The following is a 15,767-nucleotide window of genomic DNA, read 5'->3' as shown; positions in this document are numbered from 1 at the left end:
CTCAAAAACTTATAAACTTAAATATATGGATACTCAACGCATAACAAGTAATTGGATTCAGGAACTGAAGCCGAATGAAATCTTTGTGTTTGGCAGTAATCTGGAAGGACAACACGGCGGTGGTGCTGCTTTATTGGCATATCGGAAATGGGGTGCTGTCTGGGGACAAGGCACAGGCTTGCAAGGTCAGACTTATGGTATTCCAACGATGCATGGTGGAGTAGAGGCTATTCGTCCGTATGTAGATGAATTTATAGCTTTTGCCAAAGCTCATCCTGAATACACATTCTTGGTAACTGAGATAGGTTGTGGCATTGCCGGTTTTAAGCCAGAGGAAATTGCTCCTTTGTTTCGGGATGCCATTTCCGTTGGGAATATTTGTCTTCCCGAACGGTTCTGGCAAATCCTGAATGCTTGATTAGTTCTTTGGTGGAATTGGGCAACTGAACAAATAGGTTCCGGATGGAATTTCTATCCAGCAGTGGTCCGATTCTTCCCGTATGATTTGTATGAGGGAAGAAGAAGCGATACTTTCTCCGCTTTCTTTTATGAATGAAGATTTATTAGGAATAAATACTTGAGCTTTTGTATTGGCGGGAATATGTACCTGAAGCGTATAAGTTCCATTTTCTTTTTTCCATTGACAGGTGATTTTCCCGCGTGATGATTCATAGCTACTATTAACCCATTGTAGATCACCACTTGCCTGAGGATGAATACTTATCTGTTTAAACCCGGGAGACAAAGCTTTAATTCCAGCCAGTGACTGATACATCCATTCGCCGACACTACCGAACATCGGGTGATTATGAGAGAATACGTTGTCTGAATACTTCCATGTTTCCCATAAAGTTGTTGCGCCGGAAGATAACATATGGCCCCAGCCTGGAAAATCTGTTTGTGTAGCCATCTGATAGGCGATGTCATTTAAGTTCAAATCACTTAAGACGGTAAGGACGATCGGTGTACCGAAAATACCAGAGGTTATGTGGTTGTTCCGGTCGGAAATGGCCTGAAGTAATTGTTGGATTACTTTTGTTCTTATGTCTTCAGGGATAAGTCCGTAGTATAAACCGAAGGCCTGTTCTGCAGGTGTTCCGTTGCCAATCTTTCCTGTGCTGGTTTGAACAAACTTTTGGATGAATGCTGTTTTGATCTGCCGAGCAAGTGACTCATATTGCTGCTGGTCGGCTTTCCGATTTGTCAGTTGGGCAAATTCCGTTATCAAAAGGACGTGGTGATAAAAGTGTGCCGTGGCAAACAAGGCTGGAATACGCTGGTCCAGGCTTTCGTGATCGTTGATACAACGGTCAATAATATAGTTCTCCGCTTTTGACGCCAGGAAGTCTACTTGCCTTTTGAGTTGAGGATAATAATTCTCTATGATTTGTTTGTCTCCGTAATATTCGTAAAGCTGTTTTTGCAGGAATGCAAACGCCAGTTGCCAGCCAATCGGACCGGAACCGTCTCCCAAACCTTGATCGGCTATACCATTATAAGGTGCTGTTTCCGTGAATCCTCCTAAAGGACGTTGATCGTTGGCAAAGTCCCGAATCGCTTTTGCATAGAAATTATGCATGTCATAGAAATAACAGAATGTACGTGAAACACCTACGATGTCACCACCATATCCAAACTTTTCACGAGCCGGGCAATCTGATTCTACACTGAAGACGTTACTGAGAAATGTATAGTCCAAAACCCGGTGTAAGCGATTAAGCAATTCGTTTGATGAGGTGAACTGCCCTGTGGTTTGCAGGTCTGCACTTAATCGGATTCCTTCAATGTTATCTAATGTAGGTCTTCCGGGCCAGCCTGTAATTTCAATATATCGAAATCCGTGGAAGGTGAATCGCGGCATCCAGATTTCCTCACCTTCTCCTTTTAATATATAGGTATCTTCCTGCCAGGCAGTAGGTGGAGCTCCGGCCGCTTCCTGATTGGCATTCCAGACAGTTTTATGTTGTCCGGCAACAGATGTCATCACATTAAGGCTTCCATCGGAATAGACATCTTCTCCATACCGGATGGTAACACGTGTTCCTTTCGGGCCTTTTACTTTAATTCGGGCAACTCCCGCCATGTTTTGCCCGAGGTCAAAGACAAATTCTCCTCGTCGTGTTTCCGTCATACGGGTTGGATGTATGATTTCACGGATACGGATGGGTGGTTGCATTTGAGCTGTCAGTTTTCCTTGTGGCGGTGTTGGTACAGGAACTGCCTGTTTCCATTGATCATCATTGTAAGTAGGCTTATCCCAATCTCTGATTTCTTTTCGGGCATCGTATTTCTCGCCTAAATAAACATTATTACGCAGGACAGGACTATCGGCATAGGTCCAACTGGAATCAGAATAAATCCATTCTTGTTTTCCATTTTCATAAGTGATCAGTAATTGGGCTTTCAAACAGGGTTGACCGATCGTCAGATATTCACGCAGATTCTTGAATATCGGCATGGGAATCGGATTATAAAAGCCATTACCCAACACAACGCCCAGGCAATTTGTCCCAGTTTGAATCATGTCGGTAATATCATACGTGCTGTATAGAATTTCTTTGTCATAGTTCGTCCATCCGGGATCCAGCAATCTGTCACCGATCCGTTGACCATTCAGGCTGGCTTCGTAATATCCGATACCGGCTATGTACAAGCGGGCTGATAGAATTCCTGTTTTGGCTTGGAAGGTTTTCCGGAATAGGGGAGCTGGATTGTCTTTATAGAAGTCATTCGGATCAGACGGAGCCTGGCTTCCATCATAGATCCACGCTGCTTTCCAATCGTCGGCTTTTAACATGGCGGTTTCCCACCAGGCCGTTTCACTCCAATCGGATGCTTCTCCCTGTTGGTTATAAACCCTCACTTTCCAATAATAACGGGTAAATGATTTCAGCTTCTTTCCAGTGTAGGGAATCAGAATGGTTTCATCGCTTTTTATCCGTCCGCTGTTCCAGATATCAGCTTTCCCTTTTTCCAGTTTTTCTCGGTCGGTCGAAACCAGAATCTCGTAAGCAGACTGGTATTGATTTCGCTCGTCTGATTCCAGCTTCCAGCTTAGCCGCGGTTGTAGCTGGTCGGTTCCCAATGGATTTTGGATATGTTCGCAAGTCAGATGATATACTTTTAGTGGGGCAGCATAACTGATGCAGTTATAAATTAGCCAACCGATAAGCAGACAGAATTTTTTCATATGAGTATACGATTAGATGATTCTATACAAAGAAATGGAAAATAAAGAAATTGGACTTTATAAATTTGATAGAAGATTTATCAAAAATGGGCTTGGCATCATCTGTAATTCAGAGAATTTGAATGGCTGGTAACTGTATTCGGTAAGAAAGGCATAAATAAAAAAAGGGATATGATCAATAACTGCCATATCCCCATTTCATCAGTTCCAGTCTGCCGATTACTGTCAACCAGCTGGAAGAGAGTTTCATCCATTTTGAAACCAACCTTTTCATACTTTTAATTTTAAACAACCTTTTGACGTTTGTAAAGAAGATTCAGTCAAAATAAAACCTAAAATACAATATGAATCAACCAATATTAAAATCGAAAACCTACCTACTAAAAACCTTTCCGAATCTTCTTTCTCCTGTCAATTATCCTAAACAATCTTTTTGCTCTTTACTAAAGTCAAGAATCAACTCAGAATTTCTAAGCTATCCTTGACTGGTTCTTTGCAATGACGCTTCATTGTTGTTATGAAAGAAACCTATTCTAACTTTTCCTTTGTGCTTAACGGTTATGTTTTACGACACAAAAGTACGACTGATTTTTATATGATGTATGCTTGTTTCGTGTTTTTTTTATGGTAAAAAAGTTTTCTTGATTTAAGGCAAAAAATATGGCCGTTAAAATGTTTTAGTACAGAAGAAATACAGTCAAGCTGAAATCTCGCTAATTTTGAACGGTTTTCACCTCATACTTATTGTAGAATCAAACAGACGAAAAATCCATGTTAGAAGATATTTTAAAGTATAACCGGGAATTTGTGGAACGGAAAGGATACGAAAAGTATATAACCAACAAATATCCGGATAAGAAGATTGCCATTGTTTCGTGTATGGATACGCGATTGACAGAACTGCTGCCGGCAGCATTAGGGTTGAAGAACGGTGATGTTAAAATCATTAAGAATGCTGGAGGAACAATTTCTCAACCGTTCGATAGTGTAATCCGTAGTTTATTGGTGGCAATTTATGAATTAGGAGTAAAGGAAGTGATGATTATTGGTCATACTGATTGCGGTGTTCAACACATGGACAGCGACGTGATGATTCATCATATGATGGAACGCGGCATATCGAAAGACCATATTGATATGATGCGTTATTGCGGGATAGATTTCGAATCGTGGCTGAGTGGATTCGACGATACCGAGAAGGCTGTTCACGAGTCTGTTGAGCTGGTACAGCATCATCCGTTGATTCCTTCTGATATTGTGGTGCGTGGTTTTATCATGAATTCTGTTACCGGGGAACTGACTCAGTTGTAACAGTTCTGTTTATAGAGGATAAAAGAATAAGGCTGTCTGATTATAGGTTTGTTTTCAGACAGCCTTGCTTATTGAATATATAAGAAAAGAGTTGACGTTACTTATAACGAATTGCTTAAATGTCGTAAGAGTAGGGCAGGCCTTTGTTTGGAGCAATCCATAAATTGGTAACTTCGAAGTTGACTTTCCCGGATTTTACTCCCTCATTGAGCTGGATGGTGATTGTATGTTTGTTGCTTTTATTCGAATACTTTTTTACTTTCGTATGCAAAAGAAGAATATACATTATATTATTAACGTAAAATCTATATATCATGAATAGGAAATGGCTTTTGGGTACGTTGCTTTCTGCCGGAATGATACCAGTGTTAGCGGCGGATTATACGAATATTATTCTGGTGAATCTGGATGATGTGGGGTACGGTGACTTTTCTTGTAACGGAGCTTATGGTTACAAGACACCGCAAATTGACTTACTGGCGGCGCAGGGAGTCCGCTTTACGCATTTCCTGGCTGCCCAGCCTATCAGCGGAGCTTCGCGGGCCGGATTGCTGACGGGTTGCTATCCGAACCGTATTGGCTTTTCAGGTGCTCCCGGTCCTGATTCCGATTATGGAATTCATCCGGATGAAATGACATTGGGTGAAGTCTTAAAGCAGAAAGGATATAGTACGGCTATCTTCGGAAAATGGCATTTGGGAAGCCAGCGTGCTTTTCTTCCGTTACAGAATGGCTTTGACGAATATTATGGTTTGCCTTACTCGAATGACATGTGGCCGTTTCATCCGCAGCAGGGTGAGATATTCAATTTCCCGGATCTTCCTACTTACGACGGGAATGAGGTGGTAGGTTACAATACAGACCAAAGCTGTTTTACTACCGACTATACGACGCGTTCCGTTCAGTTTATCCGGAAGAACAAGAATAAGCCTTTCTTTCTTTACCTGGCACATAGTATGCCTCATGTCCCTCTAGCTGTATCTGATAAATTTAAAGGTAAGAGTGAGCAGGGCCTTTTTGGGGATGTGATGATGGAAATAGACTGGAGTATTGGTGAAGTCTGGAAGACGGTGAAGGAACTGGGTTTGGAAGAACAGACACTGATTGTCATTACTTCCGACAATGGTCCGTGGGCGAATTACGGAAATCATGCCGGTTCGGCTGGCGGATTGCGGGAAGCTAAGGCCACAACTTTCGACGGTGGAAACCGTGTCCCTTGTATTATGTATTGGAAAGGCCATACGAAAGCCGGAACGATTTGCAACAAACTGGCCTCGAACATTGATTTGCTTCCTACTTTTGCCGAGATTGCTGAAGCATCGTTACCTCCCAGGAAGATTGATGGTGTCAGTATCCTGCCTTTGATTGAAGGTGATGAACAGGCAAATCCACGGGAATCGTTTGTGTATTATTATAATCGGAATGATTTGGAGGCAGTTACCGATGGTGAATTTAAACTGGTTTTCCCACATAAGTATGTAACCTACGGAGCTTATGCCCCGGGCAACGACGGAAAACCCGGTAACCTGGCAACGGTCGAACTGCGTGCTAGCGAGCTGTATGATTTGCGTCGTGATCCCGGAGAGCGTTACAATGTGTTGCATCAGTATCCGGAGCGGGCCGTCAAGCTGATGAAGATCGCCGACGAAAAGCGTAAGGAATTAGGCGATAACCTGACGCGTGCCAAAGGAACTGAGGTGCGTGAACCGGGATTGGTATCAGTTTTAGATGGAAAAGACGGGCAACAGAAATAGATTGTCGTTAGAAATTAATTCAATTCTCATTAGAAATTAATTCGATTCACGTTAGAAAGTAATTGTTTGACAGATGTGGTAAAGCTTTTTCATATAGGTCAAAAAGCTTTACCACATATATGGAAAAGCTTTACGACTACTGTCAAACAATTAAAAAGTAACGAGATTCGTATTAGAAAGTCACGAGTTTATGATCAAGAGGTCATATAGAAAGAATTGAATTATGAGCATTCCTGTTCATGGCACTGGCAGGAGGCCGATTCAAACTCGATGGTGCTGTGTGAGATTCCGGCAGAGCTGAAAATCTGCTTGATACGGGGTTTGACCGTCTCCATTTCTGCAATATTGTTCAAAACAATATGGACCGTGGCCGCATTTTCGGTAGTACTGATTCCCCAGATATGCAGGTGATGCCAGCTTTTTACTTGAGGAAGAGCTTCGATTTCCTGCTGGATGGTTTCCAGATGAACTGAAGCCGGGACAGCATCCATAGAAAGGAAGAGACTTTCTTTCAATAGTCCGAAAGTAGATATAAGAATGACTGCGGCAATGAGCAGACTGATAATCGAATCAATCCAGTTCCAGCCGGTGAAACTGATTAAAATACCTGAGATTACAACTCCTACGGAAACCAATGTATCCATCATCATGTGGAGAAATGCTCCTTGTACATTCAGGTCTTTCTTCCGGTCTCGCATCAATAGCCAGGTAGTCAGTCCGTTGATGAGAATACCTATACCTGCTGTCCAGCTGATGGCTTCGCCCGATACTGGCTCAGGGTTTTTTAGTTTATAAATACTTTCAATCAGAATGGCACCTACGGCAACCAGCAATATCATGGCATTTGCTAATGAAATCAGAATGGTCGCTTTTTTGTATCCATAGGTAAAATGATGGGTGGCATGGAGCTTTGCCATCCGAAACGCCACGAGTGCGAGCAGCAGACTGAATACATCGCTCAGGTTGTGACCGGCATCAGACAGTAATCCCAATGAATTGTAGATAAATCCGACGCCAGCTTCGATTATGACGAACAGCAAGTTAAGCGCGATGCAAAAGATGAATATTTTGTTCAGGGAAGCCGGCACTAAGTGGTGCTCGTGATGATGTGAATGTTCGTGATGGTTTGCCATTTCTCGTTTGTTTAATATTATATATTTGTTTCTGACCCAAGCAAAAGTAGAAAGACCTTCGTCGTTTTACAATACCTATTTATGTGTATTTTCGTTGGCCCCGAAGTATTCTTCTAAAGCTGTCAGACTGGCATCTTTGAGTATGACAGTTTTGTGCTGGTCCAACAGATACATGGACGGGAAACCCAGAATATCATACAGCTCTTTGTTGTAGATCGTCTGTGATTCGTCCATTCCTATTTCCCATGTCGGAAGCATATGCTGTGCCATGGTTTGCCATAAGCGTTTGTTTTCTCCCGGATAAACGGCCAAAACGGTTAATTGCCTGTCGGCAGTCAACAGGTTAAGCACATCAGTTTTCTCCAGTCGCATAATGACCTGATGGCAATCGTCGCATTCCGGATCGAAGAAAAGGAGCAGGATGAGTGGAGTCTGCAGTTCGGAAAGCCGGTGCCGGCTGCCATCGGGCTTCGTATAACTGAAGTCGGCTGCCATACTGCCTACTTTGTTTTTGCTGACCGACTTCAACAGCATGGCAGGTCGCAGCTTGTCGTCATCACTCAGCTTGTTTGAAGCCATCATCTTTTGGAGAACCGGAATAAAAAGTGCCTCGTTCCGCATCGGCGAAGTCGCATCGTAAAGATATTTCTCCAAAGTATTGTAAAAGAATAAGAATCCGTTGAGAGTAACGGATGCCTGATCCATCAGAGCCGACAACGAGTTTTCGGCTTCTGCTGCCGGAACCAGGCGGAAAAGATCTACATAGTCGACCACAGCCTGCTCGACCATTTCCGGCTGGTTCATGAATTGCAGGCTGTCGGCAAACGAGAAACGGTCCCAGTAGTGCGCTACCAGATAAGAAGAACGCGACTCAACTGTCTGAAGTGTATCCGGAATGGCAGGAAGTGTAAAGCCGTTTGTTGCCGACTGGGCCATTAAATCAGAGGAAATAAACAAATGGCCGACAATCCCGATTAATAGGGGTAATAGCTTATTCATAGAAGTCGAGTTTATATGTTGTTTTTGCTTGTATGTTTATAGTTCCGACAAAAGTAATATTAAAACGGTTTGTTTGTCAAATAATATCGTACATTTGTCTATAAAATAAGGAAACAGTAAAAGATGATAGATCAACCTACCATAGACCGGATATTGGATGCTGCGAACATAGTGGACGTAGTTTCTGAATTCGTTACACTTCGGAAGAGAGGAGTTAATTATGTAGGGCTTTGTCCTTTTCACGATGATAAGTCTCCGTCGTTTTATGTTTCTCCGGCTAAGAATATATGTAAATGTTTTGCTTGTGGAGAAGGTGGAACGGCTGTTCATTTCATTATGAAGCATGAGCAGCTGGGGTATTTTGACGCGCTTCGTTTCCTGGCGAAGAAATATAATATAGAGATACAGGAGCGGGAATTGAGCGATGAAGAGAAACGCATCCGCAGCGACCGCGAAAGTATGTTCATTGTGAATGCCTGGGCACAGCAGTATTTCTCGCAGATGCTGCATGAACATGTGGAAGGTAAGACAGTCGGCATGCGGTATTTCATCGAGCGTGGTTTCCGCGAAGAAACCATTCGGAAGTTTCAGTTGGGATATAGTCTGGACCAGCGGGACGCTTTATACCAGCAAGCCATACGGAAGGGATATAAGAAAGAATATCTGGAGAAAACCGGACTCGTAATTGCCTACGAGAACGGGAATGTGAACGACCGTTTCCGCGGACGTGTTATCTTTCCGGTCCATTCATTGAGTGGAAAAGTCGTTGCTTTTGGCGGACGCGTTTTAAAGAAAGATGAGAAGACAGCCAAGTATGTCAATTCGCCCGAAAGTCCGATTTATCATAAAAGCAATGAACTGTATGGTATTTATTTTGCCAAGCAGGCCATTGTGAAAGCCGACCGCTGTTATCTGGTGGAAGGTTATACGGATGTGATCTCCATGCACCAGTCGGGTGTCGAAAACGTGGTGGCTTCGTCGGGAACCGCCTTGACACATGGACAGATTCGCCTGATTCATCGGTTTACCAATAATATTACGGTATTATATGATGGCGATGCTGCCGGTATTAAAGCAGCCATTCGTGGTATTGATTTGTTGCTCGACGAAGGGATGAACGTAAAAGTCGTCTTGTTGCCCGACGGAGAAGATCCCGATTCGTTTGCCCGCTCGCATACAGCAACGGAGTTTGCTGAATTTATCCGTCAGCACGAAACCGATTTTATCCGCTTCAAGACGAAACTGCTGTTGGCAGATGCAGGGAACGATCCGGTCAAACGGGCTGCCTTGATTGGGGATATTATCCGGACCATTTCGATTGTACCCGATGATATAACCCGTACGATTTATATCCGGGAATGCAGTGCCATGATGGAGATTGATGAGCAGGTTGTTCTGAATCAGGTGAACAAATTGCGCTTGTCGAAGAACGAACAGGCTCAGCCGTTACCTGTCACAAACCGGGCTGCTACAGAGATTTTGCCTCCTGATTATTCAATTACGGGAGCTTCGGAGCCGATACAGGAAAAGCCGGTGGCTGAGGCAGAGGCTGTTTCCGAACAGTTACCTCCTGATTTTCCGCCACCTCCAGAGGAAGATTATCCAAGTTCCAGCGAAATGCCGGAGATGCCGCCTTCGGCTCCGGTGGAAGAGACGCAGGTAGTCAGCCGGCAGCGTTCGCCGTATGAAGCATTTGAAATTGCTTTATTGCGCTATGTCGTACGTTATGGAGAGCGGATTTTATATGATTATGTGGATGAAGAGACGAAAGAACATGTCGTGATCCGGGTAGCTGAATTTATTCGGGATGATCTGGAACGGGATGATTTGTCGTTTTATACACCGATATTCAAGCAGATGCTGGATGAGGCTGCCAATCGCTGTGGTGAGGAATCGTTTATTGCCCATCGTTACTTCCTGGCGCATCCCGATCCGTTGGTGAGCCGGATAGCAGCCAATCTGATGAGTGAGAAATACCAGTTGAGCAAATATCATTTCAAGTTCCGGGAAGTAGAGCAGGAAGAAGATAAACTGGATCAGTTGGTGGTACGTGATTTATTTGCCTTTAAAGAGGCCTACATTCTGCGTCGGATAAAGGATAAACAAGAACAGTTGAAGCAGCTTTCGTCTGCTGATTCTGAGCAGATTCTGGCAATCATGAAAGAAATTGCCCAGCTGAATGAAATCAAAAAGGTCCTTTCGAAAGAATTAGGAGAGCGGATTGTATTGAAAATGTAATGGATAGAGAAGAATAAACTATAAAAGTAAAAGATAAAGATGGAGTATTTATTAGAGACCCAAGAGGTGGTCAAGCAATATGCCAATCATCTGGCGCTCGACCACGTCAGCATTCAAGTGCCAGAAGGTCAGATATTCGGATTGTTGGGGCCGAACGGAGCCGGAAAAACAACACTGATCCGAATCATTAACCGTATTACGGCACCCGACAGCGGTACTGTATTGTTCAACGGTCGCCCCTCTGTGCAGGATGATATTTATCAGATCGGCTATTTACCGGAAGAACGCGGTTTGTACAAGAAAATGAAAGTAGGAGAGCAGGCTATTTATCTGGCTCAGCTGAAAGGTCTTTCCTATCAGGAAGCCAAGAAACGTCTGCAAGCCTGGTTTGAGAAGTTTGACATCATGCCCTGGTGGAACAAGAAACTGGAAGAACTGTCTAAAGGAATGCAACAGAAGGTTCAGTTTATTATAACAGTTGTTCATGAGCCCAAGCTTCTGATTTTGGACGAACCTTTCAGTGGTTTCGATCCGGTGAATGCAGAATTGCTGAAACAGGAAATCCTTGAACTGAAAGATAAAGGACATACGATTATTTTCTCAACCCACAACATGGGTTCGGTAGAAGAAATATGTGACCATATCGCACTGATCAATCATTCGCATGTAGTATTGAATGGTTCAGTGCAGGAAGTTCGCGAGCAGTTCAAGTCTTATCAATATGCCTTACGGGTAAAACAGGGGGCGGAAGCCTTGCCGACACTGAATTCTTCCCTGTTTGAAGAGCAAGGCCGGAAAGAACTGACAGGCGGTGAATTGGAAATCCGTATAAAAAAGCAGAAAGGAGTTACCAATTCCGAGTTGCTCCGTCAGCTGGCCGATCAGCTGGAGATTGTTTCTTTCCAGGAAGAAATTCCGTCAATGCACGATATTTTTATTCAAGTAGTAGCCAATCATCCTTTAACATCAACCGATCATGAGTAAATTAGGACTAATCATCAAACGTGAGTATTTACAGCGTGTAAGTAAGAAGTCTTTCCTTTTATTGACTTTTTTGGCGCCTGTTCTTTTTGCGGCCATGGTGTTTGTGCCGCTTTGGTTGGCAAACCTGAAAAGTGATGAGGTGAAGAATATTGTGGTGTTGGACCAGGTCGGTAAATATGCCCCGGCATTCAAGAATACCGATGAATACCGGTTTGTTCCGGCAGAAGGCGACATGGAAGAATACCGGAAGAGTGATGACAAGGAAGTGGAAGCATTTCTCTTTATTACGGATGATCTGCTGAAACAGCCTCATGCAGCCACCTTGTATTCCAAGAAACAGATTCCAATGGGATTGAAGCGGGAAGTAAACAGTCAGCTGTCGGCTATGCTGGAACAGGAAAAGCTGGATTCCTATCAGATACCGGATTTGAAGCAAATCATCGATGACTGTAAGGTATCGTTCGATGTCCAGACAGTCAAGTGGGATGATGATGGCTCGGAAAGCAGTTCTTCTGTAGAGGTTATGACTGTGATCGGGTTTGTGTCTACCTTCCTGATTTATATGTTTATCCTGATGTATGGTTCGATGGTGATGCAGGGCGTGATGGAAGAGAAGACCAACCGTATTGTCGAGCTGATGGTTTCGTCGGTGAGACCTATTGAGCTGATGATGGGTAAGATTGTCGGTATCGGCATGGTCGGGTTGACTCAGGTCTTTCTGTGGGCTGTCTTGACGACAGTGCTGGTATCAGGCAGTTTGTTCCTCTTTGGCGGAGATGCTACACAAACGGCCGACATGATGATGTCGGGCAACATGAATCAGGCGGCTATGATGACTTCGGTTGATCCGACGGTGTTGAAGATACAGGATATCATTCATTCTATTCCGATTGCTACCTTGGGCATCAACTTCCTGCTGTACTTTATCGGTGGTTATATTTTGTATGCTTCTCTGTTTGCGGCTATCGGTAGTGCCATCAACCAGCCGGAAGATGCCAACCAGTTTATGACTCCGATGATGATCTTTATCCTGTTCGGTTTCTATGCCGGTATTTACAGTGTGGAGAATCCTGACGGCCCGTTGGCTTTCTGGTGTTCACTGATTCCTTTCACGTCGCCGATCGTGATGATGGTGCGTCTGCCTTATGACATCCCTTTGTGGGAGCACATTCTCTCGTTGGTCTTGCTGTTTGTGACCGCCTATGGATGTGTTTGGGTTTCCGGCAAGGTCTATCGGACGGGCATATTGATGTACGGAAAGAAGCCGTCTGTGGCAGAAATTATCCGTTGGATTAAGTATAAAGCCTGAAGCTGGTCCTCTTTAACGATATTTATACGGCCGGACGATGCATTTGGAATATTTCTTGTAGAAGTTATTTAATAAATAATTGATTTGAGTATGGCTTATATAGATTATTACAACATTCTTGGTGTGAGCAAAGATGCTTCTCAGGAAGACATTAAAAAGGCTTTCAAGAAGCTGGCTCGTCGGTATCATCCGGATTTGAATCCGAATGATCCGGATGCACATCGGAAGTTCCAGGAAATAAATGAAGCCAACGAGGTCTTAAGTGATCCCGAAAAACGGAAAAAATATGATGAATATGGCCAAAACTGGAAACATGCCGATGAATATGAAGCTCAAAAGCAGGCTTATGGTAATCAGCAGAATGGAGGATTCCATACTTCGTTCTGGTCATCTTCAGGAGAGAATGAGGGCGAATTTTCTGATTTCTTTGAATCATTGTTCGGTTCGCGTAGAGGCGGCAGGCGGCAAGCCAATTATGGATTTCGTGGACAAGACTATACGGCTGAGTTACATCTGACTTTGCGTGAGGCTGCAGAAACGCATAAACAGATTCTGACAGTAAATGGAAAGAATCTGCGGATTACGGTTCCGGCAGGTGTAGCCGATGGGCAGACCATTAAGTTGGCTGGCCAAGGTGGACCGGGTGTAAATGGTGGTCCGGCAGGTGATTTGTACATTACTTTTGTCATTACACCGGATGCTCAGTTTAAACGTGAGGGCAATGATTTGTACACTACCGTATCACTGGATTTGTTCACAGCCATTTTGGGGGGAGAACAGATTGTAGATACGTTGAATGGAAAGGTTAAGTTGGCAATCAAGCCGGGTACGCAGAATAATGCGAAAGTCCGCTTGAAAGGAAAAGGATTCCCTGTCTACAAGCAGGAGGGTTCGTTTGGTGATTTGATTGTTACCTATACCGTCAACATTCCGACAAACTTGAGCGAAGAACAGAAGAACCTGTTCCGTCAGATACAACATCTTTCATAACTTAATACGTAGGAATTATGGATACAGAATATGTTATTGTCAGTGAATACTGCCAGAAATGTCATATCGATCCGGAGTTTATCCTGTTGCTGGATGAAGGCGGACTGATTGATTTAAATGTTGTGAATGATGAATCATACTTGCCAGTTTCACAATTGAAAGATGTTGAACAATACACGCGGATGTATTATGATCTGTCCATTAATCTGGAAGGTATAGATGCCATTCACCATCTGTTAAAGCGGGTTGAACAACTGCAAGATGAGATCTTCAGACTGAAAAACCGCTTGCATTTGTATGAATCGGATGAATATCCTGATTATTGATAATATTTAACACGGATATAAGTGTTTGATAGCATGGTTGTTGATTTCTTGATTGCGGTGGATGAGAAGAAAAAATACGTGAAATACTTGACAAAGTAAAAAATGTTTTCTACTTTTGCACCCGTAATCAAGAAACAATGATTACAAGGTGTGATCGCGGAGTGGAGCAGTGGTAGCTCGTTGGGCTCATAACCCAAAGGTCGTCTGTTCGAATCAGGCCTCCGCAACTAAGGAAGAGGATTCACATTGAATCCTCTTTTTTTATGTCTTTTCTTTTTCCGGCAAGTTCCGTTTTTCGGAACACATTTTTTCTCTCGTTTTTTTGCCTTCTCTGATAAAACCTTATATTTGCGACAGACAACAAAAAGAAAATGACAATGCCGCTTTTGAATACCACAAATATTCCTCGAAGATTAACATCTTTTACCGCTAATGATTTGGTGGTGCGAGATAATTGTGTAGCAAGCAAGCAAGCAAGCAAGCAAGCAAGCAAGCAAGCAAGCAAGCAAGCAAGCAAGCATAGTCTATAATAGAGAAATAGTTCGAGCGAAAGCCCGGCTGGTTTCATTTGCCGTGGGATGTATCCCATGGCCGATGAAGCCGGCCGGGCTTTTTGCGTTTTTATTCATTCTTAAAATTAAAATGCCATGGCAAATGTATTGAAAGGTTGGTTGGCCGACAATACCGTCACGACCGACAACAAAGACGACAAAATCCTGGTGCTGGAATCGGCAGGTAGTTTAACCGAGAAAGACATCCTCGAACGGATGATGCACGAAATCACGGGTCTGAAAGAAGAAACCCTCAACCATGCGGTGACCCTCTACAACCGGATCATTATGGAAAGCCTCCTCAATGGCTACACCGTCAACACGGGGCTGTTCTACGCTTCGCCTTCGTTTCAGGGGGTGATCGACGGGGGTACCTGGAACAAGGAAAAGAATTCCATCAAGGTGAATTTCCAGCAAGGCAAGACTTTGCGTGAGGAAATTGCCCAGACGAAGGTCGAAATACTGGGCGAAAAGGCGGATATCATGTACGTGATCGAAGTGGAAGACAAGAAGACCGGTCTGAAAGACGGTACAGCCTCTCCCGGGTTCGGCTTTGTCATCAAGGGACGCAACCTCAAGGTGGGTGGCACCGACGAGGCCGTGGGTGTTTACCTGATCAGCGAATCACAGTCGGCCGAGAAACTGCCCGACTACCAGATCATCAAGAACATGCCGTCCGAACTGATTATCCAGATCCCGACCGGTTTGCTGGACGGGCCTTACACCCTGCGCATTACGACGCAATATAGCAGTTCGAATGCCAAGCTGAAAGTCCCCAAGACGCTCGATTATCCGTTGACGCTTGTCAATGAATAGTTGTCAAAAAACGTCCCTCAGCTCTAAGGGAGAACCTCCCTCCGGGTTGATGGACGCTTTTCCTTCGGGCTGAGAGACATCTTCCCTTAGAGTTAAGGGAGACTCTCCCTTAGGGCGGAGGGTGATTGCTCTTCAAAACGAAGAAGAGAATAAAACCACAGAAACA

The 15,767-nt window shown here is 43.9% G+C and carries 14 protein-coding genes and 1 tRNA gene; 10 read left to right on the top strand and 5 right to left on the bottom strand.

Annotated elements, in window-relative coordinates:
• The first annotated feature begins 25 nt into the window (after positions 1 to 25).
• Complete coding sequence (locus tag NEE14_RS05530; RefSeq protein WP_251966898.1) at positions 26 to 418, top strand: A1S_2505 family phage non-structural protein; 393 nt, start codon at positions 26 to 28, stop codon at positions 416 to 418.
• On the opposite strand, the gene NEE14_RS05525 is transcribed toward NEE14_RS05530, so the two are convergent.
• Entirely contained in the window at positions 419 to 3,190 is a 2,772-nt protein-coding gene (locus NEE14_RS05525; protein WP_251966897.1) for a family 78 glycoside hydrolase catalytic domain, read from the bottom strand. It abuts the gene before it with no gap.
• A 771-nt stretch (positions 3,191 to 3,961) separates the two neighbouring features.
• Between NEE14_RS05525 and NEE14_RS05520 the strand changes: the two genes are divergently transcribed.
• Positions 3,962 to 4,501 carry a beta-class carbonic anhydrase gene (locus tag NEE14_RS05520; protein ID WP_251966896.1) on the top strand — a complete coding sequence of 180 codons (540 nt, stop codon included), beginning with the start codon at positions 3,962 to 3,964 and terminating at the stop codon, positions 4,499 to 4,501.
• Positions 4,502 to 4,616: 115 nt separating this feature from the next.
• Here the strand turns inward: NEE14_RS05520 and NEE14_RS15850 are convergent, their stop codons facing one another.
• Positions 4,617 to 4,787 (bottom strand): Sb-PDE family phosphodiesterase, encoded by a 171-nt coding sequence (locus NEE14_RS15850; protein WP_422394682.1) that lies wholly within the window; start codon positions 4,785 to 4,787, stop codon positions 4,617 to 4,619.
• A 28-nt stretch (positions 4,788 to 4,815) separates the two neighbouring features.
• Here NEE14_RS15850 and NEE14_RS05515 point away from each other — a divergent pair, with 28 nt between their 5' ends.
• Entirely contained in the window at positions 4,816 to 6,255 is a 1,440-nt protein-coding gene (locus NEE14_RS05515) for a sulfatase family protein (RefSeq protein ID WP_251966895.1), read from the top strand.
• A gap of 221 nt (positions 6,256 to 6,476) precedes the next feature.
• Here NEE14_RS05515 and NEE14_RS05510 read toward each other — a convergent pair whose 3' ends face one another.
• Together NEE14_RS05510 and NEE14_RS05505 are read right to left on the bottom strand one after the other, a co-directional pair.
• The gene (locus NEE14_RS05510; RefSeq protein WP_251966894.1) at positions 6,477 to 7,388 is read right to left on the bottom strand and encodes a cation diffusion facilitator family transporter; all 912 of its coding nucleotides are present in this window, start codon (positions 7,386 to 7,388) and stop codon (positions 6,477 to 6,479) included.
• Positions 7,389 to 7,463: 75 nt separating this feature from the next.
• Positions 7,464 to 8,387 (bottom strand): DUF5106 domain-containing protein, encoded by a 924-nt coding sequence (locus tag NEE14_RS05505; protein ID WP_251966893.1) that lies wholly within the window; start codon positions 8,385 to 8,387, stop codon positions 7,464 to 7,466.
• A gap of 123 nt (positions 8,388 to 8,510) precedes the next feature.
• Here NEE14_RS05505 and dnaG point away from each other — a divergent pair, with 123 nt between their 5' ends.
• The 6 genes from dnaG (at position 8,511) to NEE14_RS05475 (ending at position 14,461) form a co-directional block, all read left to right on the top strand.
• The gene (gene dnaG, locus NEE14_RS05500) at positions 8,511 to 10,625 is read left to right on the top strand and encodes a DNA primase (protein WP_251966892.1); all 2,115 of its coding nucleotides are present in this window, start codon (positions 8,511 to 8,513) and stop codon (positions 10,623 to 10,625) included.
• A gap of 39 nt (positions 10,626 to 10,664) precedes the next feature.
• Positions 10,665 to 11,609: an ABC transporter ATP-binding protein gene (locus NEE14_RS05495; RefSeq protein WP_251966891.1), complete on the top strand. Its 945-nt coding sequence runs from the start codon at positions 10,665 to 10,667 to the stop codon at positions 11,607 to 11,609.
• Complete coding sequence (locus NEE14_RS05490; protein ID WP_251966890.1) at positions 11,602 to 12,918, top strand: ABC transporter permease; 1,317 nt, start codon at positions 11,602 to 11,604, stop codon at positions 12,916 to 12,918. Before NEE14_RS05495 ends, NEE14_RS05490 begins: the two co-directional genes overlap by 8 nt.
• A gap of 90 nt (positions 12,919 to 13,008) precedes the next feature.
• Positions 13,009 to 13,908: a DnaJ C-terminal domain-containing protein gene (locus NEE14_RS05485; protein WP_251966889.1), complete on the top strand. Its 900-nt coding sequence runs from the start codon at positions 13,009 to 13,011 to the stop codon at positions 13,906 to 13,908.
• Positions 13,909 to 13,925: 17 nt separating this feature from the next.
• Positions 13,926 to 14,234 carry a chaperone modulator CbpM gene (locus NEE14_RS05480; protein ID WP_022455892.1) on the top strand — a complete coding sequence of 103 codons (309 nt, stop codon included), beginning with the start codon at positions 13,926 to 13,928 and terminating at the stop codon, positions 14,232 to 14,234.
• A gap of 155 nt (positions 14,235 to 14,389) precedes the next feature.
• Positions 14,390 to 14,461: transfer RNA gene (locus tag NEE14_RS05475), tRNA-Met, on the top strand.
• 14 nt (positions 14,462 to 14,475) lie between these two features.
• Here NEE14_RS05475 and NEE14_RS05470 read toward each other — a convergent pair.
• Entirely contained in the window at positions 14,476 to 14,802 is a 327-nt protein-coding gene (locus NEE14_RS05470) for a hypothetical protein (RefSeq protein ID WP_251966888.1), read from the bottom strand.
• Positions 14,803 to 14,881: 79 nt separating this feature from the next.
• On the opposite strand from NEE14_RS05470, the gene NEE14_RS05465 reads away from it, so the two are divergent.
• Positions 14,882 to 15,601, top strand: coding sequence for a DNA-binding domain-containing protein (locus NEE14_RS05465; RefSeq protein WP_251966887.1), 720 nt, complete (start codon positions 14,882 to 14,884; stop codon positions 15,599 to 15,601).
• The last annotated feature ends 166 nt before the right edge of the window (positions 15,602 to 15,767 follow it).

Origin of the sequence: Parabacteroides sp. AD58 (assembly GCF_023744375.2) — a bacterium.
Lineage (GTDB): Bacteria > Bacteroidota > Bacteroidia > Bacteroidales > Tannerellaceae > Parabacteroides > Parabacteroides absconsus.
The sequence above is the reverse complement of the archived record's forward strand: the minus strand, read 5'-3'. Positions and strand labels throughout refer to the sequence as shown.

What these genes read in the sequence shown, in the direction of transcription:
- NEE14_RS05530 (WP_251966898.1), top strand. Translation starts at nt 26, where the DNA reads ATGGATACTCAACGCATAACAAGTAATTGGATTCAGGAACTGAAGCCG.
- NEE14_RS05525 (WP_251966897.1), bottom strand. Translation starts at nt 3,190, where the DNA reads ATGAAAAAATTCTGTCTGCTTATCGGTTGGCTAATTTATAACTGCATC.
- NEE14_RS05485 (WP_251966889.1), top strand. Translation starts at nt 13,009, where the DNA reads ATGGCTTATATAGATTATTACAACATTCTTGGTGTGAGCAAAGATGCT.
- NEE14_RS05465 (WP_251966887.1), top strand. Translation starts at nt 14,882, where the DNA reads ATGGCAAATGTATTGAAAGGTTGGTTGGCCGACAATACCGTCACGACC.
- NEE14_RS05495 (WP_251966891.1), top strand. Translation starts at nt 10,665, where the DNA reads ATGGAGTATTTATTAGAGACCCAAGAGGTGGTCAAGCAATATGCCAAT.
- dnaG (WP_251966892.1), top strand. Translation starts at nt 8,511, where the DNA reads ATGATAGATCAACCTACCATAGACCGGATATTGGATGCTGCGAACATA.
- NEE14_RS05520 (WP_251966896.1), top strand. Translation starts at nt 3,962, where the DNA reads ATGTTAGAAGATATTTTAAAGTATAACCGGGAATTTGTGGAACGGAAA.
- NEE14_RS05515 (WP_251966895.1), top strand. Translation starts at nt 4,816, where the DNA reads ATGAATAGGAAATGGCTTTTGGGTACGTTGCTTTCTGCCGGAATGATA.
- NEE14_RS05480 (WP_022455892.1), top strand. Translation starts at nt 13,926, where the DNA reads ATGGATACAGAATATGTTATTGTCAGTGAATACTGCCAGAAATGTCAT.
- NEE14_RS15850 (WP_422394682.1), bottom strand. Translation starts at nt 4,787, where the DNA reads ATGTATATTCTTCTTTTGCATACGAAAGTAAAAAAGTATTCGAATAAA.
- NEE14_RS05510 (WP_251966894.1), bottom strand. Translation starts at nt 7,388, where the DNA reads ATGGCAAACCATCACGAACATTCACATCATCACGAGCACCACTTAGTG.
- NEE14_RS05505 (WP_251966893.1), bottom strand. Translation starts at nt 8,387, where the DNA reads ATGAATAAGCTATTACCCCTATTAATCGGGATTGTCGGCCATTTGTTT.
- NEE14_RS05490 (WP_251966890.1), top strand. Translation starts at nt 11,602, where the DNA reads ATGAGTAAATTAGGACTAATCATCAAACGTGAGTATTTACAGCGTGTA.
- NEE14_RS05470 (WP_251966888.1), bottom strand. Translation starts at nt 14,802, where the DNA reads ATGAAACCAGCCGGGCTTTCGCTCGAACTATTTCTCTATTATAGACTA.